Genomic DNA, 17,176 nt, shown 5'->3' with positions numbered 1-17,176 from the left:
GCTATTCGCGACGGTACCACCGAGGCTGCTTATTAACCAGACTAGTGTCGTAGCGTCCTGAATTCGGTAGGATTAGCGTCATCGCTCGCTTCACCGCCCAGGATACTCACCCTTTATGCTCAACGGAATTTGGTTAAGCTTTTTCATTGCTGCGTTTGCGGCGTCCCTGTGGCAGTGGTTAGTCGGTGGTGATAGCGAGGTTTTTGCTCGTCTGGTGCAGTCGCTGTTTGATATGGCGCGGGTAAGCGTCGATATCATTCTGGTGCTATTAGGGACCATGACGCTATGGCTAGGCTTTCTTTCCATTGCCGAAAAGGCTGGCCTAATTCGCTTGCTTGGCCGCGTACTTGACCCGCTATTCTGCCGCCTCATGCCTGAGGTGCCCCGTGGCCATCCGGCCATGGGCCTGATCAGCATGAACTTTGCAGCCAATATCCTGGGATTGGATAACGCGGCCACGCCCATTGGCATCAAAGCCATGCACTCACTGCAAAGCCTGAACCCCAGCCAGGAAACTGCCAGTAACGCGCAAATTCTATTTTTGGTGCTGAACACCTCATCGCTTACTCTGCTACCCGTCACGATCTTCATGTATCGCGCTCAGCAAGGCGCTGTAGAGCCTACGCTAGTGTTTTTACCGATTTTGCTGGCCACCAGCGCATCCAGTTTGGCAGGGCTTCTCGCCGTGGCAATAATGCAACGCTTAAAGCTTTGGCAACCCGTAGTACTCGCCTATTTAGTCGCGGCTGCGTTGGTCTTAGGGCTGCTCATCACTACCCTGGCGGGCATGTCAGCCCAAGCGTTGGCAGCTGCTTCAACACTCGTGGGCAATCTGACGCTTTTTAGCATCGTGATTATGTTTTTAGTTGTTGGTGCGCTGCGCGGCGTCAGGGTCTATGACGCCTTTATCGAAGGTGCAAAAGAGGGTGTTAGCTTTACGGTCACTCTACTGCCTTACTTAGTTGCAATGCTGGTGGCAGTTGGGGTGCTGCGCGCCAGCGGTGTGCTGGATGCAGGCTTAAGCGGCGTGCGCTGGCTAGTAGAAAGCATCGGTTGGGATACCCGCTTTGTAGATGCTTTACCTACCGCCTTTGTAAAACCGCTTTCCGGTAGCGGCGCACGGGCCATGATGATCGAAACCATGAATACCTTCGGGGTAGACAGCTTCGCTGGGCTACTGGCTGCTACTTTACAAGGCAGTACTGAAACCACTTTTTACGTTATCGCCGTCTACTTCGGTGCGGTTGGTATTCGCCGACTTCGCCACGGCCTGGGCTGCGCCCTGGTTGCCGATGCCACAGGTATCATTACCGCCATAGCGGTGTGCTACTGGTTTTTTGGCTGAGTGTTTTAACGGCCGAATCAGTCGCGGAGCAAATTTTTTTATAACAATATACTGGGTAACTACTGATGCATCACCAACATGCAGCGCTTCATAACGAGCTTCATGCAAGACCCCCTATCTATTTTGAAGGCCCGGCCTGTCTTCATCACTACGCATTTATGGTTAACGGCGATGACATTGATGCCCTGCTTATCCGTCTCGCCGATGCGACAGGAACCACCGCTACCCTTGATCAAGTACAACAGATCGTCAGCTGCCAAGACTGTTCTGTTAAATGGGAACGGCACACCGAGTTTTTTACGCTGACGATTAAGCAAGCAAATAGTGAAAGCCCGCAAGTATGGCCAGCGCCTCCCGCTTTTTTAAACACCGTATTAGCCGACTACGCTGAACATATAGTCAACGCCAGCGTGTTACGCGTTGAAACCGCCAACCGCTGGGCTGGCAGTGTTGAGGCCTACGGCTTAGACCAGCCTGCAGGTTCGAAAGTTGGTGGTGGGGATGCCACCGTATGGAGCGACTTCAACCTGGATGAACAGCACATAAACCGCTTGTTACTGGTCAATGAGCATTTGGACAGCTATCGCCTAGGTAGGATGGTCAGACGCTTATTCGATATTGAAACCTATCGTATGATGGCTATGCTGGCGCTGCCTGAAGCAAAAGCATTGAGCAGCGAACTGCAACACTATGAAGCCGAACTGTCCGCTCTCTCCCACCAGCACGCCGAGCAGCATACTGCCCCGGCCGAACCCATGCTCAGCGCCCTGACACTGCTGTCTGCAAAGCTTGAGCGTTGTGGTGTGCAGACCCGTCAACGCTTTAGCGCTACCGACGCCTATGCCAACATTGTATTAGCGCGTATTAATGAGCTACGCGAAGAGCGATTAGGTAATTACCCTCGGCTTGGTATGTTTATTTTGCGTCGTTTTGAGCCTGCAGTGCGTTACTGCGATGCGATGAACCGCCGGGTGGAAACCCTGGCCACCAGCGCCACAAGGTTAAACGACTTGTTACGCACCCGCACCCAAGTCGAAATCGAGGGCCAAAACTACAAAATCCTACAGAGTCTAGACGCCCGAGCCAGTAGTCAGCTAAAAATTCAGAAGGCCGTTGAAGGACTCTCGATCATTGTCATCAGCTACTACATTTTCAGCCTGATGAAGCTAGGTCTGGAAAGCTTAAAAGCGCTTGGCTTCGATATCGAGCCTAGCGTTGCCGCAACCGTAATAGCACCGCTGGGTGCACTTATTATCGCCGTCCTGACTTGGCGGATTTGGAAGGTAAAACAGCACTAACCTCCGCTTAACAAAATGATGTAAGCACACTCCATAAAAAAGGGTGCGTACTTGCTAAGGTTACGCACCCTTTGTTTAGCGGCTGGCTAATTCTTTGTTAACCCACTTAATTAGCCCGTCTTGGCTGCCCGAGCAGCGTGGAGCTTTTTATAGCTATCAATAAGGCGTAGGTGACGGTCTAGACCTTCCAGCTGCATACTGGTGGGTGTTAGGCCGTGAAAGCGCACCTCGCCTTTTACCGAACCTACTACGGCGGTCATGGTGTCTATGCCGAACATCCGCTGGAAGTTAGGGAGGTAATCGTCCAGCTCCAATTCGTCGTCCAGCGCGATTTCCAGTACTGCGTTCACCGCTTGATAGAACAAGCCACGTTCAACCGTATTGTCGTTGTACTGCAGGAACATCTGCACACAGTCCAACGCTTCCTCGTGGCGTTGCAGGGCAAGATAAACCAGCAGCTTTAGCTCCAGAATAGTCAACTGGCCCCACACGGTATTCTCATCAAACTCGATACCAATCAGCGTGATGATATCGGCGTGGTCGTCCATCTGACTCTCTTCCAACCGCTCCACTAAGTCAGTTAGCTGAGCGTCATCAAGACGATGCAGATTGAGTATATCTTCGCGGTAATCCAATGCTTTATTGGTGTTATCCCAGATCAAATCTTCAATCGGATACACCTCGGAGTAACCCGGCACCAAAATACGGCAGACGGGTGCGCCCAGGTCCTCGTGTACCGCCATATACACTTCAGCTCCCAGCTCTTCGAAAATACCAAACAGCGTGTCAGCCTCTTCCTGATTAGAGCCCGAGAAGTCCCATTCGCAGAACTCAAAATCGGGTTTCGCGCTAAAGAATCGCCAGGACACCACACCAAAGGAGTCGATAAAGTGCTCAACAAAGTTGTTGGGCTCGGACACGGTTTGCGAGTTAAAGGTTGGCAGTGGCAGGTCGTTCAAGCCCTCGAAACTACGGCCTTGCAGCAGTTCGGTGAGACTGCGCTCCAGGGCTATTTCAAAGCTTGGGTGGGCGCCAAAAGAGGCAAACACACCGCCTGTCCGCGGGTTCATCAGCGTGACGCACATTACCGGGAACTGCCCCCCCATGGAGGCATCTTTCACCAGTACCGGAAAGCCCTGAGCTTCCAAGGCGTTAATACCTTCGAGAATATTCGGGTATTTTGCCAACACCTCCTGCGGGACATCTGGCAAGGTTAGCTCCTGCTCGAGGATCTCACGCTTCACCGCCCGCTCGAAAATTTCCGAAAGGCACTGCACCTGAGCTTCTACCAGGGTATTACCGGCGCTCATGCCGTTACTCAGGAATAGATTTTCGATCAGATTCGATGGGAAGTAGACCGTTTCGCCATCGGATTGGCGCACAAACGGCAGCGACACAATCCCCCTATCTTCGCGGCCGGAGTTAGTGTCAATCAGATGCGAACCACACAGCTCGCCTTCAGGGTTGTAGATCGCCAGACAGTGCTCGTCGAGAATTTCCTCTGGTAGCTCATCGCCCGGTCCTGGCTGGAACCACTTTTCATTGGGGTAGTGGACAAAGTCGCTCGCCGCAATCTCTTCGCCAAAGAACTGGTCGTTATAGAAGAAGTTACAGCTTAAGCGCTCGATAAACTCGCCCAGCGCAGAACATAGCGCGCTCTCTTTGGTCGCGCCTTTGCCGTTGGTAAAGCACATGGGTGAGGCAGCGTCGCGAATATGCAATGACCACACATGGGGGACGATATTCCGCCAGGAAGCGATCTCAATTTTCATGCCCAGGTCAGCAAGCATTGCACTCATATTCGCAATGGTCTGCTCCAGCGGCAGGTCTTTACCCGGGATATAGGTTGTACTGCCTTCTGGCGCGCCCATTAACAGTGCCTGAGCGTCTTCATCGATGTTCTCGACTGTCTCTATCTGGAACTCGGGGCCGGTTTGTACGACCTTCTTCACCGTACAGCGGTCAATGGAGCGCAGAATACCTTCGCGATCTTTCGCGGAGATATCTTCCGGCAACTCTACCTGAATTTTGAAAATCTGCTTGTAGCGGTTTTCCGGGTCAACAATGTTGTTTTGGGAAAGGCGAATATTATCGGTAGGAATATCCCGTGCGTTACAGTACACCTTCACAAAGTAAGCGGCACACATGGCCGACGAGGCCAAAAAGTAGTCAAACGGGCCAGGCGCTGAGCCATCGCCTTTGTAGCGAATAGGCTGATCGGAGATAACCGTGAAATCATCGAACTTAGCCTCCAAACGGAGATTGTCGAGATAGTTAACTTTAATTTCCATAAGAGGGCATCCGGAGCAATGAGTTTGCCTTGGCTTTTACAAATCCTGGTCTGTTGAAATGCTTGGTCTTTTAACAATCGAGCTGTTTAAACAGACAGGCCATCGGCGAATTGCCGCCCATTATCCAGTTTTTCACCCTCTTCGTCTTGGTCAGTGTTAACCGTTTAACAATTTCACCAGCACTTTAGATTTACGGGCATGGTTATAGGCCTCGCGTTTTAACGGCGGCAGATCGTCCAGGCTCGCAGTGCGAAAGCCCCGCTCCACAAACCAGTGGGCGGTATGAGTAGTAAGAACAAACATTTCCGCTAAGCCACGCTGGCGGGCACGGCGCTCTAATGCCTCGACTAAGCGCTCTCCCCGTTCACCGCCCCGGTAGTTATCATGTACCGCCACACAGGCCAGCTCGCCCACGGTGGTACTAGGGAAAACATGCAGCGCGGCACAGCCGATCACCATACCGTCACGCTCAATCACCATATAATCATCAATTTCATGTTCAAGCCGCTCCCTGGAGCGAGCCACCAGCATACCGCGACGCTCTAACGGCTCCAGCAACTCCAGCAGGCCCGCTACGTCATTAAGCGTAGCAGGACGAAGTTGCTCATAGCGGTGCTGGGTGATCATGGTACCCACGCCGTCCCGGGTAAACAGCTCGCCCAGTAGCGCATCGTGATTACGCCAGGAGAGCAGGTGCGTGCGTGCTACGCCTTCCCGGGCAGCGGTACAAGCGGCATTTAAGTGGCGAGCCAGCTCACTACCCGGCACCGCATGCTGCAAGCGTGGTTCGGCCTCAGCAGGCGAAAGCTGGCGCAGCAGCCCCTGCTCATCTTCGAGACCTTCAGACTCACCCAGTAGAATCAGCTTATCGGCTTTCAGCGCTACAGCAGCATGCTGAGCAACCTCTGAAGCGTCCAAATCGAACACCTCGCCGGTACTGGAAAAGCCCAGTGGCGGCAACAGCACTAACGAGCCTTTTTCCAGCAACCCTTCAATAGCGCTGGCTCGTACCCTGCGCACCTCGCCACTATGGTCAAAATCGACCCCTTCGCGCACACCTAACGGCTTGGCGGTCACCAAATTGCCAGAAATAACACTTAGCTCTACGCCATGTAGCGGTGTACTGGGCAAACCCAAAGAGAGCCGTGCTTCCAGCCAGAGCCGCTGGTGAGCTGCCACCTGCTCTACATGGGCCATCACCGCACGGTCGGCCACCCAGCGGCCATCTACTCGTGTTGGCTCGACACCAGCTGCAGTAAGTGCTGCGTGCACTTGGGGGCGAATACCAAACACCACCACCAGCCGCACACCCAAAGTATGCAGTAGCGCAAGATCCTGAATCAGTTGCTCCCCTCGCCCAGACGCCATGGCTTCGCCTTCAATTAAGATGACAAAGGTTCGCCCCCGGTGCGCATTAATATAGGGGGAGGCATTGCGAAACCAATCAACAAAGGGGAAACGTGTGTCCAAGGGCCGCTCTCCGGCAGCAGGTGAAAGAAAATAACCATATTTATATTAACAGAGCACAAAAAACAGCGGCACCTTCTATTGCAAAGATCTTGAGCACAGAATGTATGCAAAGATCTTATACACAGAAGGTGCCGCTGCGTTCATAGCCAGCAATGGCATAACACCAAGACGTGTAGCCGTGGGATTAGCCCAGCTTGTTAGCCAAACATGCCTTTGAACATAAAGAAAAACAGGATGGCCAAGCCCGCACCAGCAGGTAGCGTAATCAACCACGACATTACAATGGTGCCGATAACACGCAGGTTAAGTGCTGCCATGCCACGCGCCAGCCCTACTCCGAGAATGGCGCCTACTAGCGTATGGGTGGTGGAAATAGGCAAGCCGGTACCGGAAGCCAGTACAACAGTGGTAGCCGCTGCTAACGTTGCCGCAAAGCCACGGCTGGGGGTTAATTCGGTAATGCCAGTACCCACCGTTGCAATCACCTTATGGCCGTAAGTAACAAGCCCCACTACGATGCCAGCACCACCTAGCACTAGTACCCACCAGGGTACTAAGGCAGCACTATCAATGACACCATCGCTACGCACCACGCTGATAACCGCTGCCAACGGACCGACGGCATTAGCGACATCGTTGGAACCATGAGCAAACGCCATTGCACAGGCAGTAAAGATCATCAGCACGCCAAATACACGCTCTACGTTGGCGTAGCCAAAGTGATCGCTGGTGTTTTTCTCATACTTAATACGACGTTGCAGTATAAGGCCCAGCCCCATAATGGCGGCACCCAGCAAAATCGACAGTAAGAAGCTTTGGCCGAAGGTGAGATCTAGCCCGACGTGAGTCAAACCTTTGGTTAGCGTGACCATGGAAACGATAAACCCGACCAGGAATATATAGCCAGGCACGTAACGCTTAGCCGCTGCGAATGGGTCCTTGTTTTCAAAAATAAGGTGGTGTACCGACTTAAACAACACAAAACCGATGGTACCGGCCAACAGAGGCGAAATAACCCAACTGGAAGCAATCGTACCCACTCGGCTCCAAGCCACCGCCTCAACACCTAACCCTACCGCGCCAAAGCCCACAATAGCGCCCACAATAGAGTGTGTGGTAGACACCGGCCAACCGCGAGCAGAAGCAATCATCAGCCAGATAGCTGCTGCCAGCAACGCAGAGAGCATGCCGTAAACCAGTAGCTGTGGATTTGCTTCAAGCAGGACTGGGTCGAGCATGCCGCCACGAATAGTGGCGGTTACTTCCCCACCTGCTAACCAGGCACCTAAAAACTCAAAAATAACCGCAATAATGATGGCCTGTTTGATGGTGATCGCTTTCGACCCCACCGAAGTCCCCATGGCGTTGGCTACATCGTTGGCACCCACGCCCCAAGCCATAAAGAAGCCAAACAAGCAGGCCAGGATGATAAAAATTTCACCGTGCTGGGCAATAATCAGCATGAGATCCCCTTAGCGTGCGGTCAAAATCTGTAGGCGGCTGCCCACACGTTCGGCGCGATCGGACAACTCGCCAACCCAGTCAATGATCTTGTAGAGAAAGATCACATCCACCGGCGGTAACTGACTTTCCAGCTCAAACAGCCGACGCCGAATAGCGATTTGCTGATCATCCGCTTGGTGCTCAAGAGTGTGCAACTCACGAATCATATTCTGCATCACATCAGAAACATTGCGCCCAAACCCTGACTCAAGTAGATCTTTAAGCTCTTCGAGTGCTTGGCGTGCTTGAGCCACACAGGCCACGCTAGTGACCATGTACTCACGCATTGGCACTGCTAGCTCATCAGGCACACACATTTTACGGCCCAGCATAATACCGGTAATGTCACGCACCTTATTAGCGATCTTATCCTGCACACTGATCAAATCGAGCAGGTCAGAGCGCGATACAGGTAGGAACATCGTATTGGGCAAGTTTAGCCGCAGCTCAGTTTTAAGCATGTCGGCGTCGTGCTCTAACCGCGTCACGTTCTCGCGTATCGTAGCGGCGGTGTCCCAATCACCAACAAGCGTTGCTTCAAAGAACGGCAACAGTTGATCGGCACATTCATTGGCCTTGACGATGTGGGCCAGCAGCGGCTGGAATGGCGAGCGGCCAAACATCGCGGAAAAAGGGTTGGAGGTAACCATATAGCCTTTAGCCTGTTTTCGGGGAGCCTGGAAATGGCGGCGCCAGTATAAAGAGTGCGCCCGCCGCCGTCATGAAAAGTTCACAATGTCATCAAAAATTCACTAAAACGTCACACTACCAAGGTGGCTAATGTCATGAAAAACTCAAACATTAATTTAGCAGTCAACGAGGTTGAGCTTAAGCTAGCGCTACCTTCCGCACACACCAAAACACTACTTACCCACCCAATGCTAGCAGGCACTGCGCCGCTGAAGCAGTATTTAGTCAATACCTACTTCGACACACCCTCCGGCGATTTGGCTAAATCAAAGATCGCCGTCCGCCTGCGTCAAATTGATGACCGGATACTTCAGACCGTTAAAACTGCAGGCCATGGCGGGGGTGGTTTATCCAGCCGACAGGAGTGGGAGTGGCAACTTACCAGCCAACAGCTGGATCAAAAAGCCCTTCAACAGCTTCCCCCCTTCCAAGGCAAGCTAGCAGTCTATCTGGGCCAGCTCGCCCCTACCCTGCGTACTGATTTTACTCGGCATAGCTGGCAGCTTACGTGGCAAGGGAGCCACATTGAGCTAGTACTGGACGAAGGAGAAATAACCAGCGGCAGCGCCCGAGCACCAATTTGTGAAATAGAGCTTGAGCTAAAAGCAGGCGAGCCAGAAGCGCTATGGGCACTGGCGTTAACACTGGCAGAAAGTGTTCCGCTACGCCCTTCTGACAGCAGCAAAGCAGCCCGCGGTAATGCTTTAGCCATAAAACAGTGGGCACTTCCCGAGGCCAGCACACCCGCCCAATGGCTACACCGGGCTACCGTGGCACTAGATGCCCATCACGACAGCGGTCAAAACGAGCACTTGCGAGCGGCTCAGCATGCCTTGAACAACCTAGCAACCCATCCCAGCCTTGACGTTGGCCTCAACAGCTTGGCGCAGCAGTTGAACAAAGCGCTTAATGCTGATGGGCAGCCAAGTACCGCCTACGGTCATACTGCGTTAACGCTAGCGAATCGCTTGGCTGCTCAAACCCCGCTACGCTAATAAGCGTTAAGCCCACCCAGGATGACACGATGAGCTTTCATTTAGCGCCAGGTGCGGAAGGAATTCGCACACGACTATTTCATATTATTTTTGAATCTGACACCCCAGGTGCCAAGGCGTTTGATATCGCTTTGATTATCGCCATTCTGATGAGCGTAGCGGTGATTTTGCTAGATAGTGTGGAAGCTTACTCCGAACGTTACGGGCAGTATTTCTTCTATGTCGAGTGGGCATTTACGCTGCTGTTCAGCGTTGAGCTAGCGGTGCGTATTTATTGCTTAGAGCGCCCCACCATTTACCTTAAAAGCTTCTACGGCATTGTCGATTTGATCGCGATTATTCCGACTTGGCTAGTGCTGCTAGTACCAGGGGCTCACGGGCTAGTGATGGTTCGCATTCTTCGCGTGCTACGCATCTTTCGTATTCTAAGGTTAATGGAGTTCATTGGTGAAGGGCGCCTACTGCTCGACGCACTTAAGCGCAGCCTCCGCCAAATCTTATTATTTTTCAGTAGCGTCTTAATGGTAGTAATGCTGTTTGCGGCGCTGATGTACACCATTGAATCACCAGAGTCAGGCTTTACCAGCATTCCTATGTCGATGTACTGGGCGATTGTGAGCATGACGACAGTGGGCTATGGCGATATTGTACCCGCCACCTCGCTCGGTAAGGCTATCACCATGGTGCTAATGCTGCTGGGTTACTCCATTATTGCGGTGCCTACTGGGGTATTTTCCGCCCAGGTGATCCGCTCGATTCGTGAGGATCGCTACTCTGAAGAAGCATGCCCAGGCTGTGGTCATGACCGCCACGAAAAACGTGCCCGCTACTGCCTGCGCTGCGGCACTTGGCTGGATGAAGAGAGTGAGGACCCGCGCCAGCACAAAAAAGATAAAAGCCAGAGCTAGGAAAATTTAGGCCACACCTGAAAACTAGCTACTGAACGGCGTAATATCCCCCCGCCCTTCACGAATGATTTTCGGCGGCAAGTCACGCAAATCAATAACGCTGGTGGGGTCTAAATGGCAGGCACCACCATCAATAATGGCATCTAAATGAGCACCAAAGCGTTCGCGAATCTCCTCCGGGTCGTTCATGGGTAGATCATCGCCTACAGGGATCAGCGTCACGCTCATTAACGGCTCACCCAGGGCTGCCAATAGCGCATGCGTAATCCGGTGATCTGGTACACGCACGCCTATTGAGCGGCGCTTGGGGTGCAGTAAAAGGCGTGGCACCTCAGACGTTGCATCCAAAATATAGGTATAAGGCCCAGGGGTGTGGGCTTTCAGCAGCCGAAACACATCATTATCTACTTTAGCGTAGGTGCCAATTTCAGAGAGATCGGAACACACCAAAGTAAAGTTGTGCTTATCATCCAGCGAGCGCAGCCATTTGATTTTCTCAATGGCCTTTTTCTCGCCCAAATGGCAACCCAATGCATAACCAGAATCAGTTGGGTACGCCACCACCCCGCCTTTACGAATAATCTCGATAGCTTGATCAATTAAGCGCTTTTGCGGGTTTTCCGGATGAATCTGAAAATATTGGCTCATCGCTTACTCCTGCCTGTAGGCATATGTTCGCTCGGTACTTTTTAACTGTATCGGTATCTTTAACTGTATCGGTATCTTTAACTATACCAGTATCAGCTTAGCTGATTCGCTGGCTTAACACCCTAGTGCTAGCATGCCACTAGGGGCATCCCTCAGGTGAGCAAGGCGTGGGTGCTGCCAAATCGGCAGCGCAGCGGTGCGTGGTATCAAGCTCATGCTTCCTGGGGCAGCATGGCTACCAGGAAAGTGAAAATCACTGCCCATAGAGGCGTATAAATCACGCTCAACCAGCTGACGAGCTAAATCACGGGTGCTGTCAGGGTTTTGCTGGCCACTAACCAGCTCAACGCCTTGCCCGCCTGCAGCCTGGAAGGTATCCATTAGCAGGCCACGCTTGCGCCTGGTTAACCCATGTCGCAGTGGGTGTGCCAGCACCGCCACACCACCTGAAGCCACTACCCACTTCACTGCTTCACTAATTTCTGGCCAGAGGGCTTTTACATCACCTTTTTTACCACTGCCCAGGTAACGCTTAAACGCGCTAGCCCAATCAGCCACCATGCCATCGGCTACCAAGGCACGGGCAAAATCCGGACGCCCCAGCGGACGCTCGCTGCCAGCCTGTAGCCGGGCCTTTTCCAGCGCGTTGGAAAGCCCAGCCTTCTCTAGCCGCTCAGCAATGAGCTCTGCTCGCTGTATCCGTGCTATCCGCTGCTGCTCAAGCCCCTCCACCATAGGGCCTTGCAGCCCGCCTGGCATTAGCGCTACCACATGAATATTAATCCCCTGCCAACGCGTGGATAACTCACAGCCTGGCACTAAGCAAAGCCCAGCATGCTGAGCAGCTTCGGCTGCCTCGGCTATGCCATCCATGGTGTCGTGATCGGTCAGCGCCATATAGCGAAGCCCACGCTCAGCACAGAGCGTAACCAGTTCGCTGGGCGTCAGCGCACCGTCGGATGCCGTGGAATGCATGTGTAAATCCACCGGGTATCGCTGGTCGGCATCAAAGGCATGGGGGAGAGAGTTTGCAGGAAGTAGGGGCATAAGCATGACGCCGTGTGGCGAGTTTGTCAGAATAGGCGTGTCAGACACGAACAGGCTTCCTGTTTCCCTTTAATGGTTCACAGGCGCTCGCCATGGTGCGCGCTTACGCGGGTGCGGTCAATGTTACTCTGGACAATCGCCCCCTGCATTCAAGGAGTTATTTCCATGCATTACGCCATTATCAGTGAAGATGTAGCTAACAGCTTGGAGCGTCGGTTATCGGCACGCCCAGATCACTTGGCTCGCCTAGAGGCCCTGCGCGATGAAGGCCGCCTGGTGCTAGCTGGCCCACACCCCGCCATTGATGCTGACAACCCGGGCGAAGCGGGCTTCAGCGGCAGCTTAGTCGTAGCGGAATTCGACAGCCTAGAAGCCGCACAAGCATGGGCAGACGCAGACCCATACATCATTGCAGGGGTCTATGCCAAGGTAATTGTTAAGCCGTTCAAAAAAGTTTTGCCTTGACCCTTTTGGGCGAATATGGAGGGTCCGCCTGGTTTTTCACAGAGCCTGTGGAAAACTCTGTGCAAACCCAGCGGACGCTTTTCTACAGGCCAGTGATAACGCCCCGATTAGCAAATTGATCATTTTTTAACCAACTCTTATCGCTCACTTTATTAGTACGGGGATACCCGCGTGACCCAACGTCCAAACGCTTTACCTCCACTCGCGGCGTTAACCATACCAGCGCTTACTTGGAACGAGGGGGCCCCCCACTCAACAGCCTTCGATGACGTCTATTTCACCCGTGGCGATGGGCGCGCCGAAACAGAACACGTTTTCTTGGGAGCTAACCACCTTCCCGAGCGTTTTGCGGCGTGGCAGCATGCCCGCGCTTTTGTGATTGGTGAAACGGGCTTTGGCACCGGGCTAAATATGCTGTGCGCCTGGGCCTGCTTTGAACAACACGCGCCAGCAAGCGCACGGCTACACCTGTTATCCACAGAAAAGTTTCCCCTTGATCAGAACTCTCTGATACGTGCATTAAGCGCTTGGCCTTCACTCGCGGGTTATTCACAAAAACTGTGCGCCCTGTGGCCCGAGGCTGTTAGTGGTATCCACCGTTTACATCTTAGCGAGCGAGTAACTCTTGACCTGCATTTTGGTGATACCACCGAGCGGTTGAGCTTATTAGATGGCCAAGTGGACGCTTGGTTTTTGGACGGTTTTGCACCGTCTAAAAACGCTGAAATGTGGCAACCTGAGCTGTTTGAGGCCATGGCTGCCCGCTCCCGCCCAGGTGCCACCTTTGCCACTTTTACCTGCGCAGGTATTGTGAAACGTGGTCTAAAAGCAGCGGGATTTAGCTGGCAAAAAGTACCGGGGTTTGGGCGTAAGCGGGAAATGCTCGCGGGCCATATTGATACTCCTCCCGCCGACATGCGCCGCCAAGCAACCCCTTGGTTTACCCCGCCTACCGCGCATACCGCGAATCATGTGGTGGTCATAGGAGCAGGCATAGCGGGCTGCAGCGTCGCGGCCGCGCTAGCAAAACGTGGCTTACGCGTGACAGTGGTAGAACGGGATGCCCCCGGTGCAGGAGGCTCCGGTAACCGCCAGGGAGCGTTGTACGTGAAGCTGGCAGCGGAGACCAATCACCAAAGCCGGTTCTATTTTGCGGGTATGCTCTACAGCCAACGCTGGCTTAACCAGTTGGCTACCGATGTGCCGCTGAATACACCGCTATGGCAACCCAGTGGCGTGGTACAACTTGCCTTAAGCGACAAAGAAATTACCCGTCAACAGCGCTTTATGGACCGCCACTCGCTGCCAGAGACGGTGGTTACGGCTCAATCGGAAGGCCTTAGTAAGCTTGTGGGCGTTCCGATTAATGCTAACCATGGGCTGTTTTATCCCCAGGCTGGCTGGGTGCGGCCTAAGTTGCTATGTGAACAGTTGGTTAAGCACCCTAATATCACTCTGTATCAAGGGGAAGTAACCGCACTACACCAGCAAGGCAACGCATGGCAGATTGAGCTGGTCAGTGGAGAGTCTATCAACGCAGACCAAGTAGTAGTGGCTAACGCAACGCTTGCCAATCAATTTGCGCAAACCGCTGAGCTGCCGTTGCAGCAGGTACGTGGCCAAGTCAGCGAGATGGCACTCCCAGAGGGGTTACAAGCCCCACAGCGAGTAGTATGCGCCGGTGGCTATGTATCGCCCCCAGTGGAAGGCATACTAACCTTTGGTGCCAGTTTTATCCCCAATAACACCACCAGCAATGTGACCGCTGACGACCACCAGCGCAACATTGATGAACTGCGCCAAGCGCTACCAGATTGGGTTGCGCAGTTAGAAGCTTCCGGCCTGGCGCTGAGTGCTGAGGACCTGAAAGGCCGTGCCGCCGTACGGGCAGCAAGCCCGGATAAAAGCCCTTACGCAGGGCCAGTGCCGAAAGCCGATATCTGGCAGCACGTTTACGCGGTACTACGTAAGGATGCATCCAAGGTACCAAGTACCCAGGGCGAGCACTATTCAGGACTATGGATCACTACTGCCCACGGCTCGCGGGGGCTTGCCAGCGCCCCGCTATGCGCCGAGGTAATTGCGTCTAGAATCTGCGATGAGCCACTCCCCCTGGAGCAACCGCTGGTGGATCACCTACACCCTGGACGACGTATTATCAGTACATTGGTGCGCGATCAGTAGTCCCCCTCCTCCTCGTCGTCCGCCAGATCTCGTCCAAAGGCACGCCATTGGGCGAGAGTCATCACCTCGGTCATTTCAAGCTCAAGATCATGGGCAATAATCAGCTCGTGGCGCTCAAGCTGCTGCTTAAGCTCGGCTACCCAGCCGCTCATACCCGCACCCGTATCAGTGGTGTCGTACCCCTGGCGGGTAACAAACGCTTCCAGCAGGGCATTTAGTGTTTCCGGCGGCAACATACGCGCCGGTACTTCGATAAAACGGCCCCTTAACTCTGCCATTAACTCTGCTCCCAGGCAGCTAAACGCTCAATAAAAGTCACTTCGTCGATAACTTCCACACCCAACTGCTCTGCTTTGGCTAACTTGCTTCCCGCGGCCTCCCCAGCCACCAAGCAGGTTGTCTTCTTTGAAACGCTGCCCGCCACTTTGGCCCCTAACGCCTGTAGTCTCGCTTTGCCTTCATCGCGGGTCATGGTGTCCAGCGAGCCTGTTAGCACCCATGTTTGCCCTTCAAGGGGTGTCGGTCCCTGGGTGACCTCACTCTCTTGCCAAGTAATGCCAACTTCCAGCAGTGCTTGCAGAGTTTCGAGGTTATGGGGCTGACGGAAAAAGGTATGGATATGTGTCGCGACAATAGGCCCCACATCGTTCACCGCTTCTAACGCCACTTGCTCAGCGCTTTGTAACGCTTGCAAAGTACCAAAGTGGCTGGCGACATTAGCTGCCGTAGCCTCACCTACCTCACGAATACCCAGTGCATAAATAAACCGCGCCAGAGTCGTTTGTTTGGCTTTTTCCAATGCATTGACTAGATTAGTGGCTGACTTCACGCCCATTCGCGGCAGGCTTTGCAGTTGCTCAACACTTAGGTGAAAGAGATCCGCTGGCGTTTTTACCCAGTCTTGATCCACCAACTGTTCAATTAACTTTTCACCCAGTCCGTCAATATCAAGTGCCTTACGGCTGGCAAAGTGCTTTAGTGCCTCTTTACGCTGCGCAGCGCAGTAAAGCCCACCAGAACAGCGAGCTACAGCTTCACCTTCCAGACGCTCAATGTCCGAACCGCATACAGGGCAGTGATCGGGGAAATTAATAGCTCGTGCATCTGCTGGGCGTTTATCGGTATCCACTCGCACTACTTGAGGTATGACATCGCCAGCGCGGCGAATGGCTACCGTATCGCCAATCATAACGCCTAGCCGGGTAATCTCATCGGCGTTATGTAGCGTCGCATTGGACACCGTCACACCTGCCACGGTCACCGGCTCTAGCCGCGCGACTGGCGTAATAGCCCCCGTACGCCCCACCTGGAACTCCACATCGTTAAGCGTGGTGACCTCTTCCTGGGCGGGAAACTTAAACGCCACAGCCCAGCGCGGCGCTCGGGCCACGAAGCCCAGCTCACGTTGGTGGCGAAGATCGTTCACCTTAATCACCACGCCATCGATGTCGTAGCCTAACTGATCACGCTTTTCGCCTAACTGCTCGCAGAAGTCCGCTACAGCCTCAGGACCACGCACAGTACAAAGCTCAGCGCTGGTTCGAAACCCCAGTGTGGATAACCGTGCCATTAGCGCACTATGAGTTACATCACCTAAGTCAGGCTCAAGCCGCGCGGCTTGGTAGGCATGGAACTCCAGTGGGCGGGTAGCAGTAATACGTGGGTCGAGCTGGCGCAAGCTGCCAGCGGCAGCATTACGTGGGTTAGCAAATACCTTGCTGCCTTCACTCCTGGCACGCTCGTTAAGTGCTTCAAAGCCTGAGTGGCGCATAATCACTTCACCACGGACTTCCAATAGGCCAGGAGCATTCTTGCCTACTAACTTTAGCGGCACCGAACGTAGGGTGCGCAAGTTTGAGGTAATGCCTTCCCCTGTACGGCCATCGCCACGGGTAGCGCCGCTGACCAGTACGCCCTGCTCATATACCAACGATACCGCCGCACCGTCGAGCTTCGGCTCGCAGCTAAACTCTATCTCTGCTGCCTGGCACTCCAAGCGCTCGGCTACTCGCTCAGCAAACGCTAGAATCTCTTCGCGACTAAAGGCGTTATCCAGCGAAAGCATCGGGATCGCATGGGCAACTTCCGGAAAACCTTCCGCCGGTGCAGCCCCTACTCTTTGGGTCGGTGAATCTGGCGATATCTGGGAGGGGTATTCGGCCTCCAACTGCTGTAAGCGCCGCAGTTTGCGATCATAATCCGCGTCAGTCAGCGTTGGTTCATCTAATACATAGTAGCGGTAGTTAGCATCATCCAGATCAGCGCGCAGTTGGCTAATCTCTTCCAGCAGTGTTGACTCAGGCTGACTCATTAAAAAATTCCGGGTACAAAA

At 53.6% G+C, this 17,176-nt stretch carries 14 protein-coding genes; 6 read left to right on the top strand and 8 right to left on the bottom strand.

Annotation, left to right across the window (positions count from 1 at the left end):
* Window positions 1-115: 115 nt before the first annotated feature.
* Both CPA45_RS04735 and CPA45_RS04730 read left to right on the top strand, forming a co-directional pair.
* Window positions 116-1,345: a nucleoside recognition domain-containing protein gene (locus CPA45_RS04735; protein ID WP_096650464.1), complete on the top strand. Its 1,230-nt coding sequence runs from the start codon at window positions 116-118 to the stop codon at window positions 1,343-1,345.
* Between the two features lie 65 nt (window positions 1,346-1,410).
* A complete protein-coding gene (locus tag CPA45_RS04730) occupies window positions 1,411-2,643 on the top strand; it encodes a DUF3422 domain-containing protein (protein WP_096650463.1) in 1,233 nt (410 codons plus the stop codon).
* A 110-nt stretch (window positions 2,644-2,753) separates the two neighbouring features.
* On the opposite strand, the gene CPA45_RS04725 is transcribed toward CPA45_RS04730, so the two are convergent.
* The 4 genes from CPA45_RS04725 to CPA45_RS04710 all read right to left on the bottom strand — a co-directional run bounded on the left by CPA45_RS04725 (window position 2,754) and on the right by CPA45_RS04710 (window position 8,557).
* Window positions 2,754-4,934 (bottom strand): OsmC domain/YcaO domain-containing protein, encoded by a 2,181-nt coding sequence (locus tag CPA45_RS04725; RefSeq protein WP_096650462.1) that lies wholly within the window; start codon window positions 4,932-4,934, stop codon window positions 2,754-2,756.
* Window positions 4,935-5,090: 156 nt separating this feature from the next.
* Complete coding sequence (gene argA, locus CPA45_RS04720) at window positions 5,091-6,404, bottom strand: amino-acid N-acetyltransferase (RefSeq protein ID WP_096650461.1); 1,314 nt, start codon at window positions 6,402-6,404, stop codon at window positions 5,091-5,093.
* A gap of 197 nt (window positions 6,405-6,601) precedes the next feature.
* A complete protein-coding gene (locus tag CPA45_RS04715) occupies window positions 6,602-7,867 on the bottom strand; it encodes an inorganic phosphate transporter (RefSeq protein WP_096650460.1) in 1,266 nt (421 codons plus the stop codon).
* 9 nt (window positions 7,868-7,876) lie between these two features.
* Window positions 7,877-8,557 carry a TIGR00153 family protein gene (locus CPA45_RS04710; RefSeq protein WP_078088526.1) on the bottom strand — a complete coding sequence of 227 codons (681 nt, stop codon included), beginning with the start codon at window positions 8,555-8,557 and terminating at the stop codon, window positions 7,877-7,879.
* Window positions 8,558-8,692: 135 nt separating this feature from the next.
* Here CPA45_RS04710 and CPA45_RS04705 point away from each other — a divergent pair, with 135 nt between their 5' ends.
* The gene (locus CPA45_RS04705; RefSeq protein WP_096650459.1) at window positions 8,693-9,592 is read left to right on the top strand and encodes a CYTH domain-containing protein; all 900 of its coding nucleotides are present in this window, start codon (window positions 8,693-8,695) and stop codon (window positions 9,590-9,592) included.
* Window positions 9,593-9,621: 29 nt separating this feature from the next.
* Window positions 9,622-10,500: an ion transporter gene (locus CPA45_RS04700; protein ID WP_096650458.1), complete on the top strand. Its 879-nt coding sequence runs from the start codon at window positions 9,622-9,624 to the stop codon at window positions 10,498-10,500.
* Window positions 10,501-10,524: 24 nt separating this feature from the next.
* On the opposite strand, the gene CPA45_RS04695 is transcribed toward CPA45_RS04700, so the two are convergent.
* Both CPA45_RS04695 and CPA45_RS04690 read right to left on the bottom strand, forming a co-directional pair.
* Window positions 10,525-11,148 carry an L-threonylcarbamoyladenylate synthase gene (locus CPA45_RS04695; protein ID WP_096650457.1) on the bottom strand — a complete coding sequence of 208 codons (624 nt, stop codon included), beginning with the start codon at window positions 11,146-11,148 and terminating at the stop codon, window positions 10,525-10,527.
* Window positions 11,149-11,262: 114 nt separating this feature from the next.
* Window positions 11,263-12,201, bottom strand: a complete 939-nt coding sequence (locus tag CPA45_RS04690; protein ID WP_422822007.1) for a PHP domain-containing protein — start codon at window positions 12,199-12,201, stop codon at window positions 11,263-11,265.
* Window positions 12,202-12,360: 159 nt separating this feature from the next.
* Here CPA45_RS04690 and CPA45_RS04685 point away from each other — a divergent pair, with 159 nt between their 5' ends.
* Both CPA45_RS04685 and mnmC read left to right on the top strand, forming a co-directional pair.
* Window positions 12,361-12,660, top strand: coding sequence for a YciI family protein (locus CPA45_RS04685; RefSeq protein WP_078088530.1), 300 nt, complete (start codon window positions 12,361-12,363; stop codon window positions 12,658-12,660).
* Between the two features lie 171 nt (window positions 12,661-12,831).
* Window positions 12,832-14,844, top strand: coding sequence for a bifunctional tRNA (5-methylaminomethyl-2-thiouridine)(34)-methyltransferase MnmC2/FAD-dependent 5-carboxymethylaminomethyl-2-thiouridine(34) oxidoreductase MnmC1 (gene mnmC / locus CPA45_RS04680; protein WP_096650456.1), 2,013 nt, complete (start codon window positions 12,832-12,834; stop codon window positions 14,842-14,844).
* Here mnmC and CPA45_RS04675 read toward each other — a convergent pair.
* Together CPA45_RS04675 and ligA are read right to left on the bottom strand one after the other, a co-directional pair.
* Complete coding sequence (locus tag CPA45_RS04675) at window positions 14,838-15,122, bottom strand: YheU family protein (protein ID WP_096650455.1); 285 nt, start codon at window positions 15,120-15,122, stop codon at window positions 14,838-14,840. The genes mnmC and CPA45_RS04675 overlap by 7 nt on opposite strands.
* Window positions 15,122-17,155, bottom strand: coding sequence for an NAD-dependent DNA ligase LigA (gene ligA, locus CPA45_RS04670; protein WP_096650454.1), 2,034 nt, complete (start codon window positions 17,153-17,155; stop codon window positions 15,122-15,124). Before ligA ends, CPA45_RS04675 begins: the two co-directional genes overlap by 1 nt.
* Between the last annotated feature and the right edge of the window lie 21 nt (window positions 17,156-17,176).

This window comes from Vreelandella nigrificans (genome assembly GCF_002374315.1).
GTDB lineage: Bacteria > Pseudomonadota > Gammaproteobacteria > Pseudomonadales > Halomonadaceae > Vreelandella > Vreelandella nigrificans.
Note: the sequence above shows the minus strand (reverse complement) of the source record. Positions and strands in the feature narration are given on the sequence as shown.